Origin of the sequence: Microbacterium sp. A20 (assembly GCF_004794515.1) — a bacterium.
Taxonomy (GTDB): domain Bacteria; phylum Actinomycetota; class Actinomycetes; order Actinomycetales; family Microbacteriaceae; genus Microbacterium.
The window spans coordinates 63,928-83,110 of sequence record NZ_SSDF01000088.1; the positions used below are offsets into that span (position 1 = coordinate 63,928).

Annotated in this window: 17 protein-coding genes; 9 read left to right on the forward strand and 8 right to left on the reverse strand. The window is 68.9% G+C overall.

All coding sequences use genetic code 11. The features are described 5' to 3' along the window. The first annotated feature begins 24 nt into the window (after positions 1–24). On the forward strand, positions 25–741 hold the full coding sequence (locus DW298_RS15510; RefSeq protein WP_136043369.1) for a GAP family protein: 717 nt from the start codon (positions 25–27) through the stop codon (positions 739–741). 148 nt (positions 742–889) lie between these two features. After that, entirely contained in the window at positions 890–3,232 is a 2,343-nt protein-coding gene (locus DW298_RS15515) for an arylsulfatase (protein WP_136043370.1), read from the forward strand. Between the two features lie 27 nt (positions 3,233–3,259). On the opposite strand, the gene DW298_RS15520 is transcribed toward DW298_RS15515, so the two are convergent. The 3 genes from DW298_RS15520 to DW298_RS15530 all read right to left on the reverse strand — a co-directional run bounded on the left by DW298_RS15520 (position 3,260) and on the right by DW298_RS15530 (position 8,727). Next, positions 3,260–5,848, reverse strand: a complete 2,589-nt coding sequence (locus DW298_RS15520; protein WP_136043371.1) for a LuxR C-terminal-related transcriptional regulator — start codon at positions 5,846–5,848, stop codon at positions 3,260–3,262. A gap of 100 nt (positions 5,849–5,948) precedes the next feature. Then, entirely contained in the window at positions 5,949–6,929 is a 981-nt protein-coding gene (locus DW298_RS15525) for an FUSC family protein (RefSeq protein WP_240745158.1), read from the reverse strand. A gap of 124 nt (positions 6,930–7,053) precedes the next feature. Continuing rightward, on the reverse strand, positions 7,054–8,727 hold the full coding sequence (locus DW298_RS15530) for a SulP family inorganic anion transporter (protein WP_240745159.1): 1,674 nt from the start codon (positions 8,725–8,727) through the stop codon (positions 7,054–7,056). Positions 8,728–8,895: 168 nt separating this feature from the next. Here DW298_RS15530 and DW298_RS15535 point away from each other — a divergent pair, with 168 nt between their 5' ends. The 3 genes from DW298_RS15535 to DW298_RS15545 are packed head-to-tail and all read left to right on the forward strand — an operon-like array spanning position 8,896 to position 10,824. Beyond that, entirely contained in the window at positions 8,896–9,363 is a 468-nt protein-coding gene (locus DW298_RS15535; protein WP_240745160.1) for a MarR family transcriptional regulator, read from the forward strand. Positions 9,364–9,389: 26 nt separating this feature from the next. Beyond that, positions 9,390–10,367, forward strand: coding sequence for a zinc-binding dehydrogenase (locus DW298_RS15540; RefSeq protein WP_136043373.1), 978 nt, complete (start codon positions 9,390–9,392; stop codon positions 10,365–10,367). Between the two features lie 55 nt (positions 10,368–10,422). Then, positions 10,423–10,824, forward strand: a complete 402-nt coding sequence (locus DW298_RS15545) for a RidA family protein (protein ID WP_136043374.1) — start codon at positions 10,423–10,425, stop codon at positions 10,822–10,824. Positions 10,825–10,861: 37 nt separating this feature from the next. Here the strand turns inward: DW298_RS15545 and DW298_RS15550 are convergent, their stop codons facing one another. From DW298_RS15550 to DW298_RS15570, 5 genes are all read right to left on the reverse strand, one after another. Continuing rightward, a complete protein-coding gene (locus tag DW298_RS15550) occupies positions 10,862–11,938 on the reverse strand; it encodes a DNA polymerase IV (protein ID WP_136043375.1) in 1,077 nt (358 codons plus the stop codon). A 64-nt stretch (positions 11,939–12,002) separates the two neighbouring features. Continuing rightward, positions 12,003–12,395 carry a DUF1304 domain-containing protein gene (locus DW298_RS15555; protein ID WP_136043376.1) on the reverse strand — a complete coding sequence of 131 codons (393 nt, stop codon included), beginning with the start codon at positions 12,393–12,395 and terminating at the stop codon, positions 12,003–12,005. A 12-nt stretch (positions 12,396–12,407) separates the two neighbouring features. Beyond that, entirely contained in the window at positions 12,408–13,298 is an 891-nt protein-coding gene (locus tag DW298_RS15560; RefSeq protein ID WP_136043377.1) for a CPBP family intramembrane glutamic endopeptidase, read from the reverse strand. Next, positions 13,295–14,020 (reverse strand): tRNA (guanosine(46)-N7)-methyltransferase TrmB, encoded by a 726-nt coding sequence (trmB, locus tag DW298_RS15565; protein ID WP_136043378.1) that lies wholly within the window; start codon positions 14,018–14,020, stop codon positions 13,295–13,297. Before trmB ends, DW298_RS15560 begins: the two co-directional genes overlap by 4 nt. Positions 14,021–14,072: 52 nt before the next feature. Then, a complete protein-coding gene (locus tag DW298_RS15570; RefSeq protein ID WP_136043379.1) occupies positions 14,073–14,912 on the reverse strand; it encodes a DUF3097 domain-containing protein in 840 nt (279 codons plus the stop codon). 122 nt (positions 14,913–15,034) lie between these two features. Here DW298_RS15570 and DW298_RS15575 point away from each other — a divergent pair, with 122 nt between their 5' ends. The 4 genes from DW298_RS15575 to DW298_RS15590 all read left to right on the forward strand — a co-directional run bounded on the left by DW298_RS15575 (position 15,035) and on the right by DW298_RS15590 (position 19,182). Next, entirely contained in the window at positions 15,035–17,071 is a 2,037-nt protein-coding gene (locus DW298_RS15575) for a TPM domain-containing protein (protein ID WP_136043380.1), read from the forward strand. Positions 17,072–17,129: 58 nt separating this feature from the next. Beyond that, entirely contained in the window at positions 17,130–17,873 is a 744-nt protein-coding gene (locus tag DW298_RS15580; protein ID WP_029261911.1) for a PspA/IM30 family protein, read from the forward strand. Between the two features lie 65 nt (positions 17,874–17,938). Next, positions 17,939–18,742 (forward strand): arginase family protein, encoded by an 804-nt coding sequence (locus tag DW298_RS15585; protein ID WP_136043381.1) that lies wholly within the window; start codon positions 17,939–17,941, stop codon positions 18,740–18,742. Further along, positions 18,739–19,182, forward strand: coding sequence for a Fe-S oxidoreductase (locus DW298_RS15590; protein ID WP_136043382.1), 444 nt, complete (start codon positions 18,739–18,741; stop codon positions 19,180–19,182). Before DW298_RS15585 ends, DW298_RS15590 begins: the two co-directional genes overlap by 4 nt. Position 19,183 lies beyond the last annotated feature (1 nt).

Below are 19,183 nucleotides of genomic sequence, written 5' to 3' on the forward strand. Positions count from 1 at the left end.
GGAACCAGAAGGAGGAACGAGGATATGGGCGAGCTGATCCTGGACCTCGTTCCCGTCGCTCTCGGCGTGGTGCTGAGTCCGCTCGCCATCATGGCGCTCGTCGCCGTCCTGCTCTCGCAGAATGCCCGCGCCAACGGGATCGCGTATCTGCTCGGGTGGTTCCTCGGGCTCGCCGGCCTCATGGCCTTGTTCCTCTGGCTGTTCCCGGTGCTGGAGGTGCACCAACGCGCGGAGCCACCCCTGTGGGTCCCCCTCGTGCGTCTGCTCGTCGGTCTCTTCCTGGTGGTCGCTGCCGTCTGGGTGTATCGGAAGGGCCGCGCACACGTCCTGCGGATGGCTGCCGCTTCGACCCCGCGCGATGTCGTCGCCGCGTCGCCCCAGCTGCCCGGCTGGCTGCACTCGGTCGAGTCGTTCCGCCCCGGGCGCACGTTCCTCCTCGGCATCGGGCTCTTCGTGCTCAACCCGGTCGACGCGTCGTGCGCCATCCTCGCCGCCCTCGACATCACCCTGTCCGACGTGGATGCGGCGGCGGGGCTCTGGATCGCTGCGGCGTTCGTCGTGGTGGGCACTCTCCCGATCGCGCTTCCGGTGGTGTACGTCGTCGTGCGCGGCCGCGATGCTGAACCGCTGCTCGACCGGGTACGAACGTGGATCGCCGGAAACACGCACGTCCTCAATGCGGCCCTGCTCCTCGTGATCGGCGCTCTCCAGCTGCAGAAGGCACTCGCGGGTCTGCTCTGAGTGACCGACGTCGCCCCTCCGACGAGACCCTTTGCCGCGATGCATCGGGGATCACCCGGATGAACGTCGCACTCCCCCGGTGACAGCAGCCATCGCGCCGCAGTACTGTGCGGATAGACATCGTTCCGACAGGTGAAGGGAACCGGCAATGGCTCGCGACTTCCAGGGCAAGATCGAACTCGACGTGCGTGACTCGGTCGCGGATTGGGACGCCTACCGGGCGTCGACGCCACCGGCCGGGGCACCGAACGTACTGGTCGTGCTCTACGACGACACCGGCATGGCGGCGTGGTCCCCGTACGGTGGGCGGATCAACATGCCCACCATGGATCGGCTTGCGCAGAACGGCCTCACCTACTCGCAGTGGCACACGACCGCACTGTGTTCGCCGACGCGCTCGACATTCCTGACCGGACGAAACCATCACCTCAACGGGTTCGCCACGATCTCCGAATCCTCCACCGGGTTCCCGGGATACAACTCCCACATCCCTGATTCGAACGTCACCATGGCGCACGTGCTGCGCGACGCCGGATGGTCGACGTTCTGGGTCGGCAAGAACCACAACGTGCCGATCGACGAGTGGACGGCAGGCGCCTCGAAGAAGCACTGGCCGCTGGCGCAGGGCTACGACCGGTTCTACGGCTTCATCGGCGGCGAGACCAACAACTGGTACCCGTCGTTGGCCGAGGACAATCACTACATCGATCAGCCGTACCTCCCCGAGCAGGGGTATCACCTGTCGAAGGATCTCGCCGACCAAGCGCTCACGATGATCCGCGACGTCAAGCAGACCGAGCCGGACAAGCCCTGGTACCTCTGGTTCTGCCCGGGCGCGAATCACGCGCCCCACCACGCCCCGCAGGAATACATCGACAAGTACAAGGGCCAGTTCGACGACGGCTACGAGGCATACCGCGACTGGGTGCTGGGCCGGATGATCGAGAAGGGGATCGTCCCGGCGGACACCGATCTGACGGCGCTGAACCCGATGCCCGACGGCACGTTCAACCCCACCGACGAGGTGCGGCCGTGGGACAGCCTGAACGCCGAGGAGAAGGCGATGTTCTCGCGGATGGCCGAGGTCTATGCGGGCTTCAGCGAGTACACCGATTCGCAGGTCGGACGCATCGTCGACTACCTCGAGGAATCGGGCCAGCTCGACAACACGCTCATCCTCTACTGCGCCGACAACGGCGCGTCGGGTGAGGGCAGCCCGAACGGCTCGGTCAACGAAGGCAAGATCTTCGGTGGCTACCCGGATGACGAGGCGGAGAACCTTCGCCTCGTCGACAAGCTCGGCTCGCCCGACACCTACAACCACTATCCGACCGGGTGGGCGGCGGCCTTCTCCACGCCCTACAAGATGTTCAAGCGCTACACCTATCAGGGCGGCGTCTGCGACCCGCTCGTGATCCACTGGCCCGCGGGGATGAAGGCACGCGGCGAAGTGCGTCACCAGTACCACCACTCGACGGACATCGTTCCGACGATCCTCGAGGCCTGCGGGGTGGAGTTCCCCGACGTCTACAACGGCGTCGCACAGACCCCTCTCTCGGGTGTGTCGATGGCGTACTCCTTCGACGCCGAACCGGAAGGTCCGACCGAGAAGAAGACGCAGTACTACGAGATGCTCGGTCAGCGCGGCATCTGGCATGAGGGTTGGAAGGCCGTCGCCGTCCACGGGCCCATGAGCGGCGTCAGCAACTTCGACAAGGACGAGTGGGAGCTCTATCACACGGACGTCGACCGTGCTGAAGCGAAGAACCTCGCCGAGGAGCATCCCGACAAGCTCGAAGAGCTCAAGGCACTCTGGATGGAGGAGGCGAAGGCGAACGACGTGCTGCCGCTGAACGACCTGCAGATCATCGGCAACCCGAAGGACTTCGAGACGTTCGTCGGCATGGAGTTCCACCAGCCCGCACCGCCTTCGGGACAGTTCGTCTACTACCCGGGCACGAGCGAGGTACCCGAACGGTCCGCTGCGAACACGCACGGCGTCTCGTACAAGATCGCCGCCGAGGTCGAGTTCACCCCGGAGACGGAGGGCGTCATCTTCGCCCACGGTTCCCGGTTCGGCGGGCACGCGCTCGTCGTGAAGGACGGCCAGGTGCATTACGTGTACAACTTCCTCGGCATCCCGCCCGAAGACCGCGTCTCGGCCCCGGTGCCGACATCAGGCACGCACATCATCGGCGTCGAGTTCACGAAGGAGGGCATGGGCGAGCACCGTGAGGGCGTCGGTCCGGTGAAGCTGTACATCGACGACCAGGTGGTCGGCGAAAAGCGCATCCGCACGGTTCTCGGGCACTTCTCGCTCTGCGGCGAGGGACTGACGATCGGTCGGGACAGTGCCGACCCCGTCTCGTCCCTGTACGGCTACGGGTTCGACTTCGCCGGCGGTGAGATCACGAAGGTCGTGTTCGACATCGCCGACGACGCCTACCTCGACCTCGAAGCGCACCTGGCGGCGGCACTGGCGCGCGACTGATCGACTGCCCCACGGCGGCCGCGAGCGCTACTCGATCCCGAGTGCGTGCGCGGCCGCCGTCACGCTGTCCCGGTCCGAGACCCCGAGCTTGCGGTAGATGTTCCGCACGTGCGTCTTGACGGTGTTCGGGGAGATGAACTCCTGCTGAGCGATCTGACGCAGCGTCGCGTTACGGCTCAACGCCAGCAGCACGATGCGCTCGCGGTGCGTGAGCTGCTCGTCTACGAGCAGCCCCGCTGCGACGAGTCGCTCCCGGACGGTGTCGGCGAAACGGGTCCGGGTTCCGGCGGTAGCCCGTGCGCCCAGGAGCCGGAGCACAGCCTGATCGGCTGCCGCGATGCGCCGGACGTGTTCCTCCGGTTCGGCCAGCGACAGCGCCAGCGAGAGCGAGGCCTGAGCCCTCTCGGAGTCTCCGCCGTGCACATCGAGCGCGGCCGCCACCAGCCAGGCGTCCACCAGGGATGCCGGCAGCGCACACGTCGTCGAGCCGTCGAGGACGGGGGCGAGAGTCTCGCGCGCCTCCGCGTGCCGATGGTCGTGCAGGGCAGCGATCGCGCGGAGGACGACCACCTCGCCACTCGTGCCAAGCGCGCGCTCGGTGTCGGCGATGAACTGATCCCGGAGATTCGGCTCGCCCAGCCGGTCGAACGCGTGCACGGCGAACACGCCCACCATCGCATACCAGTGCGGAGGAAGCGGCATGTCATCGCGAGGGACGAGCGTCTCGAGCAGCATGCTGGCGGCCGCGCGCGGATCCGCGGCGCCGTCGGTGTCGAGCAGCGCCACCAGCCCACTCAGCCCCCTCGAGATCGCGGGTTCGGAACCCGAGTCGATGATCGCCGCTGCTGCGCGCATCGTCTGCTCCGCGTCGATCGCCTGCAGGCGTTCATACGGCACCCAGCACCGCCACACTCTCGTCACCTCGTAGAAGGCGTCGTCGGGCTCACCGAGTTCGCGCCACCTCGCGTCCAGTCGCGACCCGGCGGTGAGGACGTCGCGCATCCTGCCCCGGAAAAGAGCGCTGGTGTTCAGGACGGCGGACGCCTGGAGTTCTGCCGCGACCGCTCCGACCGCGCGAGCTTGATCTGCGGCCGTCCGTGCATAGCGCTCTGCGCGGTCGAGGTGACCGACGTACAGCTCACCCATCGCCGCCTGCAGGAATGCGTAGGTGTCGAGCTGGGACTCCCCGGTGACGGTGTCGAACGCGCGTCCGAGTCGGTCGAGGGCCTGCGCGATGCCTCCGCGGCGCACGGCGGTGTGCAGATCGAGGCCGGTCAGCCACTGACGACTCACGGCCGATCCGTCTTCGTCGCGCAGCGTCGCGAGGACGGTGGCCGCGGCGGAGGCATCGCCCCGCGCGAGCTCCGCTGCCGCGATCAGCATCTGCACCGCGGGATCCGCTCGCAGCGGAGCGGGCATCGCCCTGATCGCCTCCGTCACCTCGCACGCATGACCCGTCAGGATCAGCTGCATCCCGCACCGACGCAGGATCACGGCCATGCACGCCGGATCACAACTCTGCGTGGCGTGTCGCAGTGCGGGAAGATGCGCCTCCTGCTCGGCGAACCACTCGGCGGCGTCCTTCTCGAGACGCTCGACGACCGCGCGCCCCCGATCCCGCAGGCGTGCGGCGAGGAACTCCCGCAGCAGCGGGTGATAGTGGTACCAGACGGGGTCCACGCCCCGCCTGCCCATCAGCACGCTGAGCTGGATGAGTCTCTCGACGAGGGCAGCGGCGGGAGCACCGGGCGACAGCCGGTACGCGAGGTCGAGCGAAAACGCCTCCGGGACCGAGGTGAAGAGAAGGAACTCCGTCAACTCCTCGTCCAGGTCGCCGAAGACCTCCTCGAGGAAGTAGTCGACAAGCGCGGGCGCGTCCCCGCGGAGCGGTGTGTCCGTGGCGTCGCGGTGCTCCAGCCCGGCGAGCACCATGAGGCGGAGTCCCGCGGCCCATCCCTCGGTCCGGTGAAGAATCGTCGTGATCTCTCCCTGCGAGACGGTGATCCCGCTGGCACGGAAGAGCGACCTCACTTCTGCCGGGGTGAACGCCAGGTCGGCGTTGTCGAGCTCGAGCGCGATTCCCGCGATACGACGCCGCGCGACGCGGATCAGCCGGGTGCCGCGCCCGGAGAGGACGACGTGCGCGTTGCCGGGGACCGCGTGGACGAACGCCGACAGCATGTCGGCCAGCTCCGGACTCCCGATCAGGTGAACATCGTCGAACACGATCACGATCCTTCGGAGGGTCGTTCGCAGCGCACGAGCGAGCGACCGAGCCGTTTCGTCCGTCTCCGCCCGGGGGACCTTCGCGAGAGTCTCGCCGAGACGCCCGTCATCGATCCGTTCGAGAGCGGAACGAAGAAGCGAGAGATCGACGTCGTCCCGCTGGAACGAAAGCCACACCACCGCGGTGTCCGGTTCGCTCCCGATCGCCTCTGCCCACTGCGCGAGCAGCCTGGTCTTGCCCGCTCCGGCTGACGCGGTGACGAGCGTCAACGTCCACGGTTCGTCCATCGCGGCGGTCAGCCGGTCGAGCAGTCGTGGGCGCACCACGTTCTCCTCGACGATCTCGGGGACGAACGTCCTCGATGCATCGTCGCCGATGCTCTTCGTCATGGGAACCCCCCCCGGTCCATCGCTCGCCGCCAGGTCAGCCGATATCCGCAGTATGGCACCGCGCTGAGAGGGCCTCAAGCACTTCCGAGGGGACCAAGGTCTAGACCGTGGTCGACCTCCGTCGCCGGGCGAGCAGCGAAAGCAGAGACGGCACGACCGCGCCGAAGAAGAGTGCCAGCCCGACGCCGAGAAGCGTCTCCACTACCCGCTCGAGGAATCGTGCTCCCGGCGACCCCGTGGAGTTCACGAGGATGAAAGTCAGCGCGATGAACGTCGTGAATCCCGGAGCGACATACCAGCGGCTCTCCTGGGTCGCGCACAGGGCACCGACGACGACGCCGACCACGAGGCCGATCAGGAGATCTCCCGGCGCGAGGAGCGCGAAAGCGGCAGCGGCGAAGGCACCGACGAGCACCGAGATCGCACGCCCGATGCTGCGCGAGATGAGTTGCCCGCGCGCCGGACGCATCACCAGCAGCACCGCCGCCGTCGCCCAGCCGACGTGCTGCAGATCGAGGAGGAAGCCCACCGCGGCGGCGATCGCGGCCGCAGCGCCGAGCAGGAGCCCGTAGACCAGCATCGCCCGGCCTCGAGGCACAGGTGCTGCGGGCGGCGGCGGGTCATCTCGCTCCGGCCAGAACAGCGAGATGAGCCACGCGTACAGGGATCCCACCACCATGCACGCCGCGAGTCCGAGAGCAGCCGGCGACCAGGGGAAGCTCAGGCCGATGCCGACCATCGGCAGGACGAGGATCAGTACGAGCTGAGCCAGTCGCCCGCGGACCGCGTTGACGCACGCGAGCACGGCCGCGCCGAAAACTGCGACGACCGCGACGGCGGGCACGGTGGCGAGCAGTGAACCCACGAGCAGCCCGACCGCGCTGAGACCGCCGACGAGGAGGATGACCGCGCGACTGTGTCGCCGCGGCGGAAGCCGGAACGCCGCCGCGGGAAGCACACCGACGGCGAGGGCGAGACCGAGCGTCGAACTGAAGGGAGCGACGGCCATGGCGGGCAGGGCGAAAGCGATGCCGAGACCGAATCTCGCCCACCGCCACGTCAGGCCGACCCGGTCGTCCACCCTGACCGCCTCGCCGACGTCATCCGAAGGCCTGTTCGCATGCCCGTCCCCCTGTTCGCCCATGTCGACGGCGGCCTGCGCCGCGCACCCTCGCGGCTCAGCCTAGGCACCCCGTGACCAGCCGTCAGCGCGCTTCGTCGACTTCACCAGGGTGAACGGCACCTCCCGGCGCTTCTGCGCGGCGGGCGGCGACGGCCACATCCATCCCTTCCCGAACCGTGTCATGCACGCGGCCAGCGGACCGCAGGGCGGTGAACCACGCCGTGCGCCCGGCGACTTCTGCCGCCGGGGCAGGGAGCGCCGCCAAGTGGAGTTTCGTGCCGCGCTGGGAGAGCTCGCGGTCGAGGTTCTCGAGCGCCTCGAGCACGGTGATCGTCATGACGTCCTGCTGCCTCATCCCGAGCACGAGGGCGGCGATCGTCTCCTCCTCGCCGTCGACGATCTCGAGGAGCCTGCGCTCATTGACCAGCGCGTTCGCGGTGTACAGCCCTCGCTCCAGGTGGACGCCGAGCACCCCGCCGATCCGTCCCACCACGCGGATCTTCGGGATGTTCGCCTCACGCAACACAAGGATCAGCGTCACCACGACTCCGACAGCGACGGCCGGGAGCAGCCCCGCGGTGAGCCCGATGACCGCGACCGAGAGCGCGATCCAGAAGTCCATCCGACTGATGCGGGCCCAGCGCACCAGCTCCGGGATGTTGATGAGACCCGCGACCGCGACGAAGACCATCGCAGCCAGAGTGGCCTCCGGCATCAGGCTGAGCACCGGGCCGAGGAAGAGGGCGACGAGCACGGCGAGCGCGACCGTGACGACCGTTGCCAGCTGCGATCGCGCTCCAGCACTCTGGTTGACCGCGCTCTGCGAGAATCCTCCCGCCGCTGGCATGGTACCGAAGAAGGCACCGATCGAGTTCGCCGCTCCGGTGGCGAGGAGCTCCTGATCACTGTCGATCTGCGGTTCGGCCGCGGTGCGAAGGCTCCGAGCGACCGCCGCGGACTCGAGGAACGCCATCACCGCGATCGCGAGGGCGCCGGGAACGAGCGCCGTCGCCTGCGTCAGGTCGGGCAATCCGGGAACGGGCAGGCCGCTCGGAACGGCGGCGATGAGGCCCACTCCGAGTCGGTCGATTCCGCCGAGCCAAACCAGGAGAATGCCCCCGACCACGACGACGAGGGTGCCGGGGATCTTCGGCGCCCAGCGCTTCAGGACGACCAGCAGCACCACCGAGCCTGTCGACAGCGCCACCGTCGGCCAGTTGACACTGCCGAACGCCTCCCCGACGGCGGCCAACGATCGGAAGAACCCGTGCCCCGAGAAATTGTAGGTCTCGCCCAGCAGTTTCGGCAGCTGCCCGACGGCCACCGTCGCACCGACCCCGATCTTGAGTCCGAGAACAGTGGCGCCGCTGATGTTCTCGACGAGGGAGCCGAGCCGGCAGAGCCGGGCGAGGAGCAGGATCACCCCGACCAGCAGCGTCAGCATCATCAGTGAGCCGATCGCGTCCTCCGCGCCGGCGGCGATTCCGGCGGACACGAGGGTCGTCGCCGTGAGCGTAGCGATGGTGGAGGTGGTCGAAACACTCATCGCCCGACTGCCGCCGAGGAATGCGTAGACCACCATCGGCAGGATACATGTGTACAGACCCACCTGAACCGGAAGATTGGCGATCGTCGCGTATGCCATCGCCTGCGGGATCACCACGGCACCGGCGGAGAGCCCGGCGATCACGTCTCGCACGATCCACTTGCTCCGGTAGCCCGAGAGTGTGCTGAACAGCCAGGTCGGTCTGGTCATTGCATTCCCCGCTTCCGAATGGTCGTCTGGCCGAGCGTACTGCGGGCGGGTCTCGTCGTGCGGCACATCTCACCCGGCAGGGGTGGCCGGTCGACCGCTCCTGAGCTCGACCGGTCTCGTGATCGAGCTTAAATTGTGCACAACTGAATTGTGTGCGATACTCGACGGATGGTCATGACGGATGAAATGGTGTGCTTCTCGCTGTACTCCGCTTCTCGGGCGACCACGCAGGCGTACCGCGCCCTGTTGGCTCCTTGGGGGCTGACCTACCCGCAGTACCTGGTTCTGGCCGCGCTGTGGATCGAAGGCGAGCAGACGATCGGCTCGCTCGGCGCACTGATGCACCTCGACTCCGGCACGCTCTCACCCCTCGTCCGTCGGCTGGAACAGGCCGGCCTCGTCACTCGGGTCCGCGGCGAGGCCGACGAACGGGTCGTGACCGTGCAGCTCACAGCGCGCGCGCAGGCGCTTCGCACCGAAGTCGCCCCGATCCACAGCGCGGTCGCCGAAGCCGCCGGGCTGAGCGACGACGAGCGTCGCCGCGAGCTCATCAGCGAATTGCACGACATCACCGAACGCCTCCAGCGCCTCACAGCCGACCTCGCCGCGCCTGCACCCGCGGACGACACTCACTGAATCCCTCCACCCAGAACGGAAAGAACATGCGCGCACTCATCCACCAGACGTTCGGCGATCCCGAGCAGGTCCTCCGGATCGAAGACCGCCCCCTGCCGGAGCCCGGAGCCGGGCAGGTTCGTCTGCGGACCGTCCTCTCCCCCATCCACAACCACGATCTGTGGACCGTCCGCGGCACCTACGGGTTCAAGCCCGAACTCCCCGCCGCGTCGGGCACCGAGGCGCTCGGTGTCGTCGACGCCCTCGGCTCGGGCGTCGAACACCTGACCGTCGGTCAGCGCGTCGCGACGGGTGGCACTTTCGGTGCGTGGTCCGAGTACTTCCTCGCGAACGCCGCCGGTCTGATCCCCGTGCCCGACGCGCTCTCCGATGAAGACGCCGCGCAGCTGGTCTCGATGCCGTTCAGCACCATCACCCTGCTGCGCTTCCTCGACGTGAAGCCGGGCGAATGGATCGTTCAGAACGCGGCGAACGGTGCCGTGGGCCGGATGCTCGCGCAGCTCGGTGCCGCACGCGGCATCAACGTCGTCGGGCTCGTCCGCCGCACCGCGGGCGTCGACGAGCTCCGCACGCAGGGTATCGAAGGCGTCGTCGCCACGGATCAGGACGACTGGCGGGAGCAGGTCGCACGCCTCACCGGTGGCGCGCCGATCGTGGCGGGCGTCGACTCGGTCGGCGGCTCTTCGGCCGGCGACGTGCTCTCGCTCCTCGCCGAGGGCGCCACACTCGTGGCCTTCGGAGCGATGGACTCCCCCGTCATGGAGATCGCCTCGTCCGACGTCATCTTCAAGCAGGCCACGGTCAAGGGCTTCTGGGGCAGCAAGGTCATGCCCAGCCTCGACCCCGGCACGCGGGGCGAGCTGTTCGGAGAGCTCGTCCAGCGCGTCACCGACGGCACCGTGACCCTTCCCGTGGCCGGCGTCTTCGACGCCGCCGACATCGGCGCGGCCGTGCAGGCGAGCAACACCGCCGGTCGCATCGGCAAGGTGCTCCTGCGCTTCTGATCCGCTTCTCGACACCGGGGTTCCGAACGTCGGAGCCCCGGTGCAGAGTATGGGCATGGAGATCACACTCGCCAGCCCTGAGGGCCTCGTCGTCAGCCCCGCATTCAGCCACGTCGCCGTCGTGCCCCCGGGCGCGACCACGATCTACGTCGGCGGCCAGAACGGCGTCGACTCCACCGGAGCGGTCGTCTCTGCCGATGCCGGCGAGCAATCGCTGCGCGCCGTCGAGAACGCCCGCATCGCCCTCGAGTCCGCTGGTGCGGGGCTCGACGATGTGATCAGCTGGACGGTCTTGATCCATCAGGACGCCGACCTGCGCGCGGCCTACGGAGCCGTCGCCTCGAGGCTCGCGCGCGAGGGCGCACCGCCCCTGGTCACCGCTGCGATCGTGGCCGGTCTCGGAGTTCCCGGAGCGCTCATCGAGGTCAGCGCCGTGGCTGCCGTCATCCGCGAGTGATCCCAGCGCGGGGCCGCGTCCGGTGCATTCGCGGGGCTCAGATCCGGCCGCGAACCGGCGTCCGCTCCGCAGCGTCGCCCTCGTCGGGCATCGTCATCTCGGCCCGCACGCCGAGGAGGCGAACCTCTCGCTCGGCGTCGAGCGTCTCGGCGAGCGCGAGGGCAGCTGACACGAACTCCTCGCGATCGTTCGTCGGCCCGGAGAGTTTGCGGCCGAAGGTCTTCGTCTCGAAGGGGGCGTATCGCACTTTGAGGTGCGCCCGGACGACGGGCCTGCCTTCGGCGGCGCAGTCGTCGAAGGCCTGGACGGCCAGCTCCCGAACGGCGGAGGCGACCTGCTCGCTCGTCGTGAGGTTCTGCTGGTAGGTGGTCTCCCGGCTGTGGCTGCGGGCGACCCACGGAGTGTCGTCGACGACGCTCGGTCCGAGCCCTGAGCCGAGCCCGTGATACCAGACGCCCATCCGCGGGCCGAACTCTGCGATCAGCGTCTGCTCATCGGCGTCCGCGAGTTCACGGACCGTCTCGATACCGTGCGCAGCCAGTCGCTTCTGCACCTTCGAGCCGACTCCCCAGAGATCGCGCGTCGGCTTGTCGCCCATGACCTCGAACCAGTTGTCCGCCGTCAACCGGAAGACGCCCCGCGGCTTTCCGAACTCGGTCGCGATCTTCGCGCGCACCTTGTTGTCCCCGATGCCCACCGAGCAGTGCAGCTCGGTCGTGGCGAGCACGGCAGCCTGTGCCGCGCTCGCGACCTCCTCCGGGTCATCCGCCGTCACCCCGAGGAAGCACTCGTCCCACCCGATGACCTCGAGCACCACGTCCGGCAGCGACCGGAGCGCAGCCATCACCTCCCCGGACGCGACCGCATAGGCCTCCTGATCCACGGGCAGGAAGACGGCGTTCTCCGGAGCTTTGCGCGCCGCGATCTTGAGCGGCATACCGGAGCCGATGCCGTAGGCGCGCGCTTCGTAGGAGGCGGTCGACACGACGGCGCGCTCCGTGGGGTCACCGCGTCCGCCCACGATCACCGGGAGCCCGGCGAGCTCGGGTCTGCGCAGCACCTCCACCGCGGCGATGAACTGATCCATGTCCACGTGCAGTACCCAGTCGGCCATGCAACGAGTGTGACGGTTGCGGACCCGCCTGTCACCCCGCGACGTGCATCCGGTCGGTCGGCGCTCAGCCGATCGCGACACCGATCGCTGTGCCCACCACGGCCAGCAGCGGGAGCGTCCCCTGCATCACGGCGGCACGCGCCTTCGTGCGGTCCGAGAGGATGAGCACGAGTGCGGCGGCGAGCATCATCGCGGTGCCGGCGAACACCAGCGTGAGTCCGACGGTCTCCGATCCGACGATCACGAGGCCGATGCCGAGCAGGGTCGTCAGCGCCAGGAAGAGGTTGTAGAAGCCCTGGTTGAAGGCGAGCTGCTTCATGGTGATCGCGTCCGCCTCGCTGGCGACACCGAAGATCTTCCTCGTCTCCGGATCGGTCCACCGCAGCGACTCGAGCGCGAAGATGAACACGTGGAACGCAGCGGCGGCTGCAGCGAGGACGAGACCGACGATGAGCATGTGCTGATTCTGTCAGACGAGGAAGATCGGCAGGAGGCCGGGGTTGTGCGCGTGCACGAGCACCGCGAACACGACGGCGTCGAACAGCAGGTGCACGGTGACGACGTAGGCGAGCGAGTGGGTGCGCAGGAAGATGTAGCCCTGCAGCAGCGCGAACGGAATCGTCAGCAGCGGACCCCACTCGCGGTATCCGAGCTCCCAGAGGAACGAGACGAACACGATCGCCTGCAGCAGGTTCGCGACCAGGTTCGGGAAGTGGCGTCGCAGCAGCGCGAACACCGTGCAGATGAAGAACAGCTCGTCCCAGATGCCCACGGCGCCCACGCCGACGAAGAGCCGGGCGATGAGCTCGGGAGTGTCCACCACCGGCCAGTTCTGGTACACGCCGCTGGTGATGAAGTAGAACGGCAGGATCAGCCACCCCAGGATCAGCACCGCCACGAGCCATCCCCACTGCAGGCGACCCCATCGCCGGTGCGTGCGCCACGGGAAGCTGATGGCCCTGTCCCGGTAGACCAACCGGGAGATGACGTAGGGCACCGCGACCGCACCGCCCAGCGCGAGCGTGAAGCGCAGCATCGCGAGGTTGTCGAGTTCGGCGGCCAGCGGGATGATGCTGACGATCAGCAGGCCCACGGCGATCAGCGAGAGGTCCCTCGTGAGCGATGGCGGTCGGTGCACGCCGATCGCCTTCGCGGTCTCTCGCCGCGCTCCCATGCTGACGACCTGGTCCTCCGCCGGACGGCCGCGTTCGAGCGACCAGGCGATCACGATCCCCAGCGCGAGCAGCACCCAGCCCAGCCACGGGATCTCCAGCACGAAGAACGCCGGCGCGGCGGCGCACACGAGCAACGCCGGCACGATGCCGAGGCCCAGCCTCGTCTCGCGTCGAACCTCGGTCACGGGCGCGCCCTGCGCCGGTAGACCAGATCGCGGATGTCGCGCCCCTTCGCGATGCCCTTGCGCTCGAACGCGGTCATCACCCGACCGTCGAAGCGCTCGGCCCATTCCCCCTCGAACGCACGCTCGAACAGCGGCTCCGCGTCGAGCACCTCACGCATCTGCAGCGCGTAGTCCTCCCAGTCCGTCGCGAGCCGCAGCAGACCGCCGTCCTGCAGAGCCCTCGCCGCGGTGTCGCCGAATCCGGGCCGCACCAGGCGCCGCTTGGTGTGCTTCTTCTTGTGCCACGGGTCGGGGAAGAAGATCCAGACCTCGCGCACCGCGGCCTCGGGAAGGTACGACGAGAGCACCTCCGGTGCGTTCGCCTCGACCACGCGGACGTTGCGGGCGCCCTCCCTGTCGGCATCGAGCATCGTCCGGGCGAGGCCGGCGCGGAACACCTCGACGGCGAGGAAGTCGTCATCCGGACGGGAGGAGGCCGCCGCGACGATCGCGTGCCCCTGCCCGGAGCCGATCTCCACGTAGAGGTCGGCGGCACGGCCGTACTCGGTCGCCGGGTCGAGGCGGGCCTCCGGGTGCACCGAGGTCCAGGCGACGTCGCGCGGGACGTCGAGCAGATAGTGCGGGCCGAGATCGGCGAAGGCGCGCTCCTGCGCCTCGGACATCCGGCCGCTGCGGCGTACGAACGACACCGGCTCGTCTCGGAAGGTACGGGGTTCGGGCATGATTCCAGGGTAGTCGTCGGCGCCCCGCTCCCTGCGTCCCTGGTGGCGGCGTTCAGCCCGCCGGGGCCGTGACGAAGTCGATGAGTTCCTCCACGCGGCCGAGCAGCGCAGGCTCCAGGTCCCTATACGTGGTCACCTTCGAGAGGATGTGCTGCCACGCGCGAGCGATGTCCGCCTGCGTCTCGTGGGGCCACCCGAAGGCACGGCAGATCCCGACCTTCCATTCGATGCCGCGCGGGATCTCGGGCCACTTCGCGATGCCGAGGGCACGCGGGGTGACGCACTGCCAGACATCGATGAACGGGTGTCCGACGATGCGGAGGTGTCGACCGTGCGGCCCGCGCGCGATGGCCTGCGCGATCCTGGTCTCCTTGGAGCCCGGCACGAGGTGGTCGACGAGCACGCCGTACCGGCGGGTGGCACTGGGAGGCTCGGCGGCCAGCAGCTCGTCGAGCAGGTCGACGCCCTGCAGGAACTCGACGACCACACCTTCGACGCGCAGATCGGCGCCCCAGACCTTCTCCACCAGCTCGGCGTCGTGCCGGCCCTCGACGAGGATGCGACTGGGCAGGGCGACGCGCGCCCGCTGGTCGGCGACGACGAACGATCCGGATGCCGTGCGACGCGGTCCCTGTTCCTTCGCGGCTGGAACGACGAGGCGCACCGGAGCTCCGTCGATGAGGAAGCCGCCGCCGAGCGGGAACAGCCGTCGGCGGCCGAGGCGGTCCTCCAGCTCGACGTTGCCGCCCTGCACGCGGGTGACGGCTCCACAGAAGCCGTCATCGGCGACCTCGACGACCAGATCCGCCTCCGCCGCGACCTGCGGCACCTTCTTCGCGCCGCGGTCGCGCCAGCCCGCCGCCAGCACATCCGAACCGTACATGTCGTCCATGCCTTCCAGCGTATGTGCCTCCGCTGAGGGCGAACGGCGAACCCGCCGCTGGTGCTGTCGCGTGTCGGGCTCTGTGCATAGACTCATGACATGGGGCTCGGCTGCCGGTCGGAGGGAACACGATGACGAAACGGTGGCTCACGCTGGCCGCACTCGCGCTGGCCGCCGTGGCAGGAGTGCTCACCGCGCCCGCCGCCTCCGCCACCGATCCGCTCACTCTCGACGCCGGCTACGTCACCGACCAGGCCGACGTGCTCAGCGCCGACGAGGAGGCCACTGTCGAGGCCCGGCTCGAGGAGCTGACCGCCAACTCGAACGCCGATCTGTTCGTCGTGCTGGTCGACGACTTCACCAACCCGAGCGACAACGTCAAATGGGCCGACACCGTCGCCGACAGCAACAACCTCGGCAGCGAGCAGTACCTGCTCGCGATCGCCGTGGACGGCCGCAGCTACTACATCTCGGCAGCGCCCGACGGGCCGGTGAGCTTCGACCAGCTCGACACGATCGAAGACAAGATGGTTCCATTCGCCGCCGACGGCGACTGGGTCGGCGCGATCACTCTCGCCGCCGACGAGATCCAGGGAGACGGCGGCGCGGGCGCGCTGCGCACCGTGCTGATCGTCGTGGGGGTCATCGCCGCCGCTCTGCTCGTCTGGCTCGTCATCGCGCTGGTGCGACGCGCGCGTCGCAACGCCGAGATCCGCAAGCGCGGCGCGATGCCGGAGACACCCGACCCCGCCGATCCGTTCTCCACCCTCACCGACGAGCAGGTCGAAACGCAGGCAGGACTCGCACTCGTGCAGGCCGATGACGCCATCACCTCGAGCAAAGAGGAGCTCGGCTTCGCGGTCGCGCAGTTCGGCGAGGGGGCCACCGAGGAGTTCACCCGGGTCGTCGACGCGGCGAAGGCGAAGATCGCCGAGGCGTTCGACCTCAAGCAGAAGCTCGACGACGAGATCGAGGACACGATCCACGATCGACGGGCCTGGCACATCCGCATCATCCGGATCGCCGAAGAGATCGATGACCTGCTCGACGACAACACCGAGGCGTTCGACGCGCTCCGAAAGCTCGAGCAGAACGCCCCGCAGGAACTCGAGAGGGTCCGCGGCGAACGCGCGGCACTGAACCCGGTCCTCGCCTCCGCCGCGCCGGCGCTGTCCACGCTGTCGGCGACGTACGACCCGGCGGCCCTCACGACGGTCGCCGACAATCCCGCGCAGGCACAGGAGCGCGCCGAGCTGGCCGACCGCTCGATCGAGGCGGCCGCGCAGGCGATCGCGGCGGGCCGCTCCGGTGAGGCCGCCTTCGCGATCCGCACCGCCGAGCAGTCGGTCGCACAGGCCGCCCAACTCGCCCAGGCGGTCTCGACCCTGGGCGCCGAGTTGGCCGCCATCGAGACCCAATCGCAGGCACTCGTCACCGAACTGCAGGCCGACATCGCCGCGGCGCAGCAGCTGCCCGACGCGACCGGTGCGATCGCGGCGGCTTCCTCCGCGACCGCGCAGCAGCTGCAGCTGGCGCAGGCCGACCTCGCGAGCACGAAGCGCAATCCGCAGCGGGTGCTCGAGGCGCTCAGCGCTGCGAACGCGCAGATCGATGCGGCCATCGCCCAGGGCAGAGAAGGCGTCGAGCGCTCCCGCCGCGTGCAGCAGATGCTCGAGCAGACGCTCGCGCAGGCGAATTCCGAGATCCGCGCGGCGCGCGAGTTCATCGAGACCCGCCGCGGCACGGTCGGTTCGACCGCACGAACCAGGCTCGCCAACGCCGAGGCCAGCCTCACGCAGGCCCTGAACCTCCGCGCCACCGACCCCGAGGCGTCTCTGGCCGAGGCCAACCGCGCACTCGCTCTCGCCGGCCAGGCCACGTCCGCCGCGCAATCCGATGTCCAGGCATACAACCCTCCCGGCTACGACAGCGGCTGGGGCAGCCCGTTCGGCGGCGGCTCTTCCTCCGGCGGCTCCGGAATCGGCGGCGACATCCTCGGCGGCATCATCGGCGGGCTCCTCGCCGGTGGCGGCGGCGGCTCATCGCGCCGGAGCGGCAGCAGCGGCTGGCGCTCCTCCGGGGGCGGGGGTTTCCGCAGCTCCGGTTTCGGCGGCGGAGGATCCCGCGGCGGCGGCCGCAGCGGTCGATCCGGAGGTAGACGCTTCTGATCCCCCACACAGACACATACGCCAAGCTCTCGAAGACGCCCTCTGAAAGGAATCACGCATGACCAAGCAGTCCATCTTCGGACGTATCTCGACCCTCGTCCGCGCGAACATCAACTCGCTCCTGGATTCCGCGGAAGACCCGCAGAAGATGATCGACCAGCTCGTTCGCGACTACACGAACAGCATCGCCGACGCCGAATCCGCGATCGCCGAGACCATCGGAAACCTGCGACTCCTCGAGCGTGACCACGAGGAAGACGTCCAGGCCGCGACCGAGTGGGGCAACAAGGCCCTCGCCGCCAGCCGCAAGGCCGACGAGATGCGCAAGAGCGGCGACGCCACGGATGCCGACAAGTTCGACAACCTCGCCAAGATCGCCCTGCAGCGCCAGATCAGCGCTGAGCGCGAGGCGACCGGCGCCGAGCCGCAGATCGCGGCGCAGACCGAGATCGTCGACAAGCTCAAGAGCGGCCTCAACGGCATGAAGGACAAGCTCGTCGAGCTGAAGAACAAGCGCAGCGAGCTTCTCGCGCGCGCCAAGGTCGCCGAGGCGCAGACCAAGGTGCAGGACGCTGTGGGCTCGATCAACGTGCTCGACCCCACCAGCGAACTGGGTCGGTTCGAAGACAAGGTCCGCCGCCAGGAGGCCATCGCCCAGGGAAAGATCGAGCTCGCGGCGTCGAGCCTCGACGCACAGTTCGAGAGCCTGGAAGATCTCGGCGAGCTGACCGAGGTCGAGGCACGTCTGGCTGAGCTCAAGGCCGGCGGCAGCGCTCCCCGTCAGGCCATCGAAGGCAACTGACACCACCAGCGGATGTCCCGGGCCGTGCGCCCGGGGCATCCGCGCTCGTCTTCTGGGAGGCACCCATGGTGCGATTCCTCGTCATCCCGCAGTGGCAGGGCTCACCCGCACCGCGCGCGATGCTCCTCGTCGACGGTGCTGGAGCCATCGCCGGAGACCTCCCCCGGGCGGCGACGACCATGCTGGAGGTTCCGGTCGAGGCCGGCGAGTCCCTCGGCACCGGGGTCCGCCGCCTGAGCGCGCTCATCCGCACACGCGAGCTCACGCACGGGCACATCGATGCGGACACGGTCGTGATCGGCGGCGACTGCAGCGTCACTGTCGCCGCGATCGGTGCCCTCCCGGGTGGCACGGATGACCTCGCCGTCGTGTGGTGCGACGCCCATGCCGACCTGCACACTCCCGAGACCTCCCCTTCCGGAGCGTTCTCCGGAATGGCGTTGCGTGCCCTGCTCGGCGAGGGCGAGGAGCAACTCGTCCTCTCCCCCGCGATCTCCGCCGACCGGGTGGTCACCGTGGGCGTGCGCAATCTCGACGACGCCGAGGTCGTCCCGCTCGAGGGCCTGACGAACCTCTCCGTCGACGACCTCGAACGGCCCGATGCGCTCCTCGACGCGGTCAGAGCCACCGGGGCATCACGGGTCTGGGTCCACATCGACGTGGATGTGCTCGATCCCTCCGACTTCGCCGGTGTGTCTTCCTCCGTGCCATTCGGGCTCTCCCCCGCGGCCCTGAGCACCGCGATCCGCGCGCTGCGCGCCGAGATCCCACTGGCCGGTGCGACGATCGCCGGCTTCGCTCCTCGAACGCCGGCTGATGCCGTCGACGACCTCGGGGCGCTGCTCCGGTTGGTCGGAGCCGTCGCATGAGCACGGTTGCGGACCGGCGCTCTGCCGCCGACGAAGCGCTGGCCCGCGGGCGGCGCTTCGATCGCCGGATCCCCGCGTTCCTCCTGCGTTCGCCGATCAGTCGCCTCGGTTATGCCTGGGGTACGGCCGTCGGCTGGCTCTGGGGCTCGTTGTGGAGCACCGGACCCGTCGAGCGGCGGGCCGGGCTGTGGATCTTCCGGGGCATGCCGACGTGGACCTTCAATCGCGGTGGAGTGTGCGTCGGCGGGTGCTTCCTGACCGGTGACGCCCGCCCGAGCGATGCTGTCCTGCGCCACGAAGCCGTGCACAAGGAGCAGTGGCTCCGCTACGGCTTCCTGATGCCCGTGCTGTATCTGATCGCCGGCCGGGATCCGCTGCGCAACCGCTTCGAGATCGAGGCGGGGCTGGAAGACGGCAACTACGTGCGCCGGTCTCGCTGAC

Coding starts and splice junctions, on each gene's coding strand:
- DW298_RS15510 (WP_136043369.1), top strand. CDS start 25: ATGGGCGAGCTGATCCTGGACCTCGTTCCCGTCGCTCTCGGCGTGGTG.
- DW298_RS15515 (WP_136043370.1), top strand. CDS start 890: ATGGCTCGCGACTTCCAGGGCAAGATCGAACTCGACGTGCGTGACTCG.
- DW298_RS15520 (WP_136043371.1), bottom strand. CDS start 5,848: ATGACGAAGAGCATCGGCGACGATGCATCGAGGACGTTCGTCCCCGAG.
- DW298_RS15530 (WP_240745159.1), bottom strand. CDS start 8,727: ATGACCAGACCGACCTGGCTGTTCAGCACACTCTCGGGCTACCGGAGC.
- DW298_RS15535 (WP_240745160.1), top strand. CDS start 8,896: ATGGTCATGACGGATGAAATGGTGTGCTTCTCGCTGTACTCCGCTTCT.
- DW298_RS15540 (WP_136043373.1), top strand. CDS start 9,390: ATGCGCGCACTCATCCACCAGACGTTCGGCGATCCCGAGCAGGTCCTC.
- DW298_RS15545 (WP_136043374.1), top strand. CDS start 10,423: ATGGAGATCACACTCGCCAGCCCTGAGGGCCTCGTCGTCAGCCCCGCA.
- DW298_RS15550 (WP_136043375.1), bottom strand. CDS start 11,938: ATGGCCGACTGGGTACTGCACGTGGACATGGATCAGTTCATCGCCGCG.
- DW298_RS15555 (WP_136043376.1), bottom strand. CDS start 12,395: ATGCTCATCGTCGGTCTCGTCCTCGCTGCAGCCGCCGCTGCGTTCCAC.
- trmB (WP_136043378.1), bottom strand. CDS start 14,020: ATGCCCGAACCCCGTACCTTCCGAGACGAGCCGGTGTCGTTCGTACGC.
- DW298_RS15570 (WP_136043379.1), bottom strand. CDS start 14,912: ATGGACGACATGTACGGTTCGGATGTGCTGGCGGCGGGCTGGCGCGAC.
- DW298_RS15575 (WP_136043380.1), top strand. CDS start 15,035: ATGACGAAACGGTGGCTCACGCTGGCCGCACTCGCGCTGGCCGCCGTG.
- DW298_RS15580 (WP_029261911.1), top strand. CDS start 17,130: ATGACCAAGCAGTCCATCTTCGGACGTATCTCGACCCTCGTCCGCGCG.
- DW298_RS15585 (WP_136043381.1), top strand. CDS start 17,939: ATGGTGCGATTCCTCGTCATCCCGCAGTGGCAGGGCTCACCCGCACCG.
- DW298_RS15590 (WP_136043382.1), top strand. CDS start 18,739: ATGAGCACGGTTGCGGACCGGCGCTCTGCCGCCGACGAAGCGCTGGCC.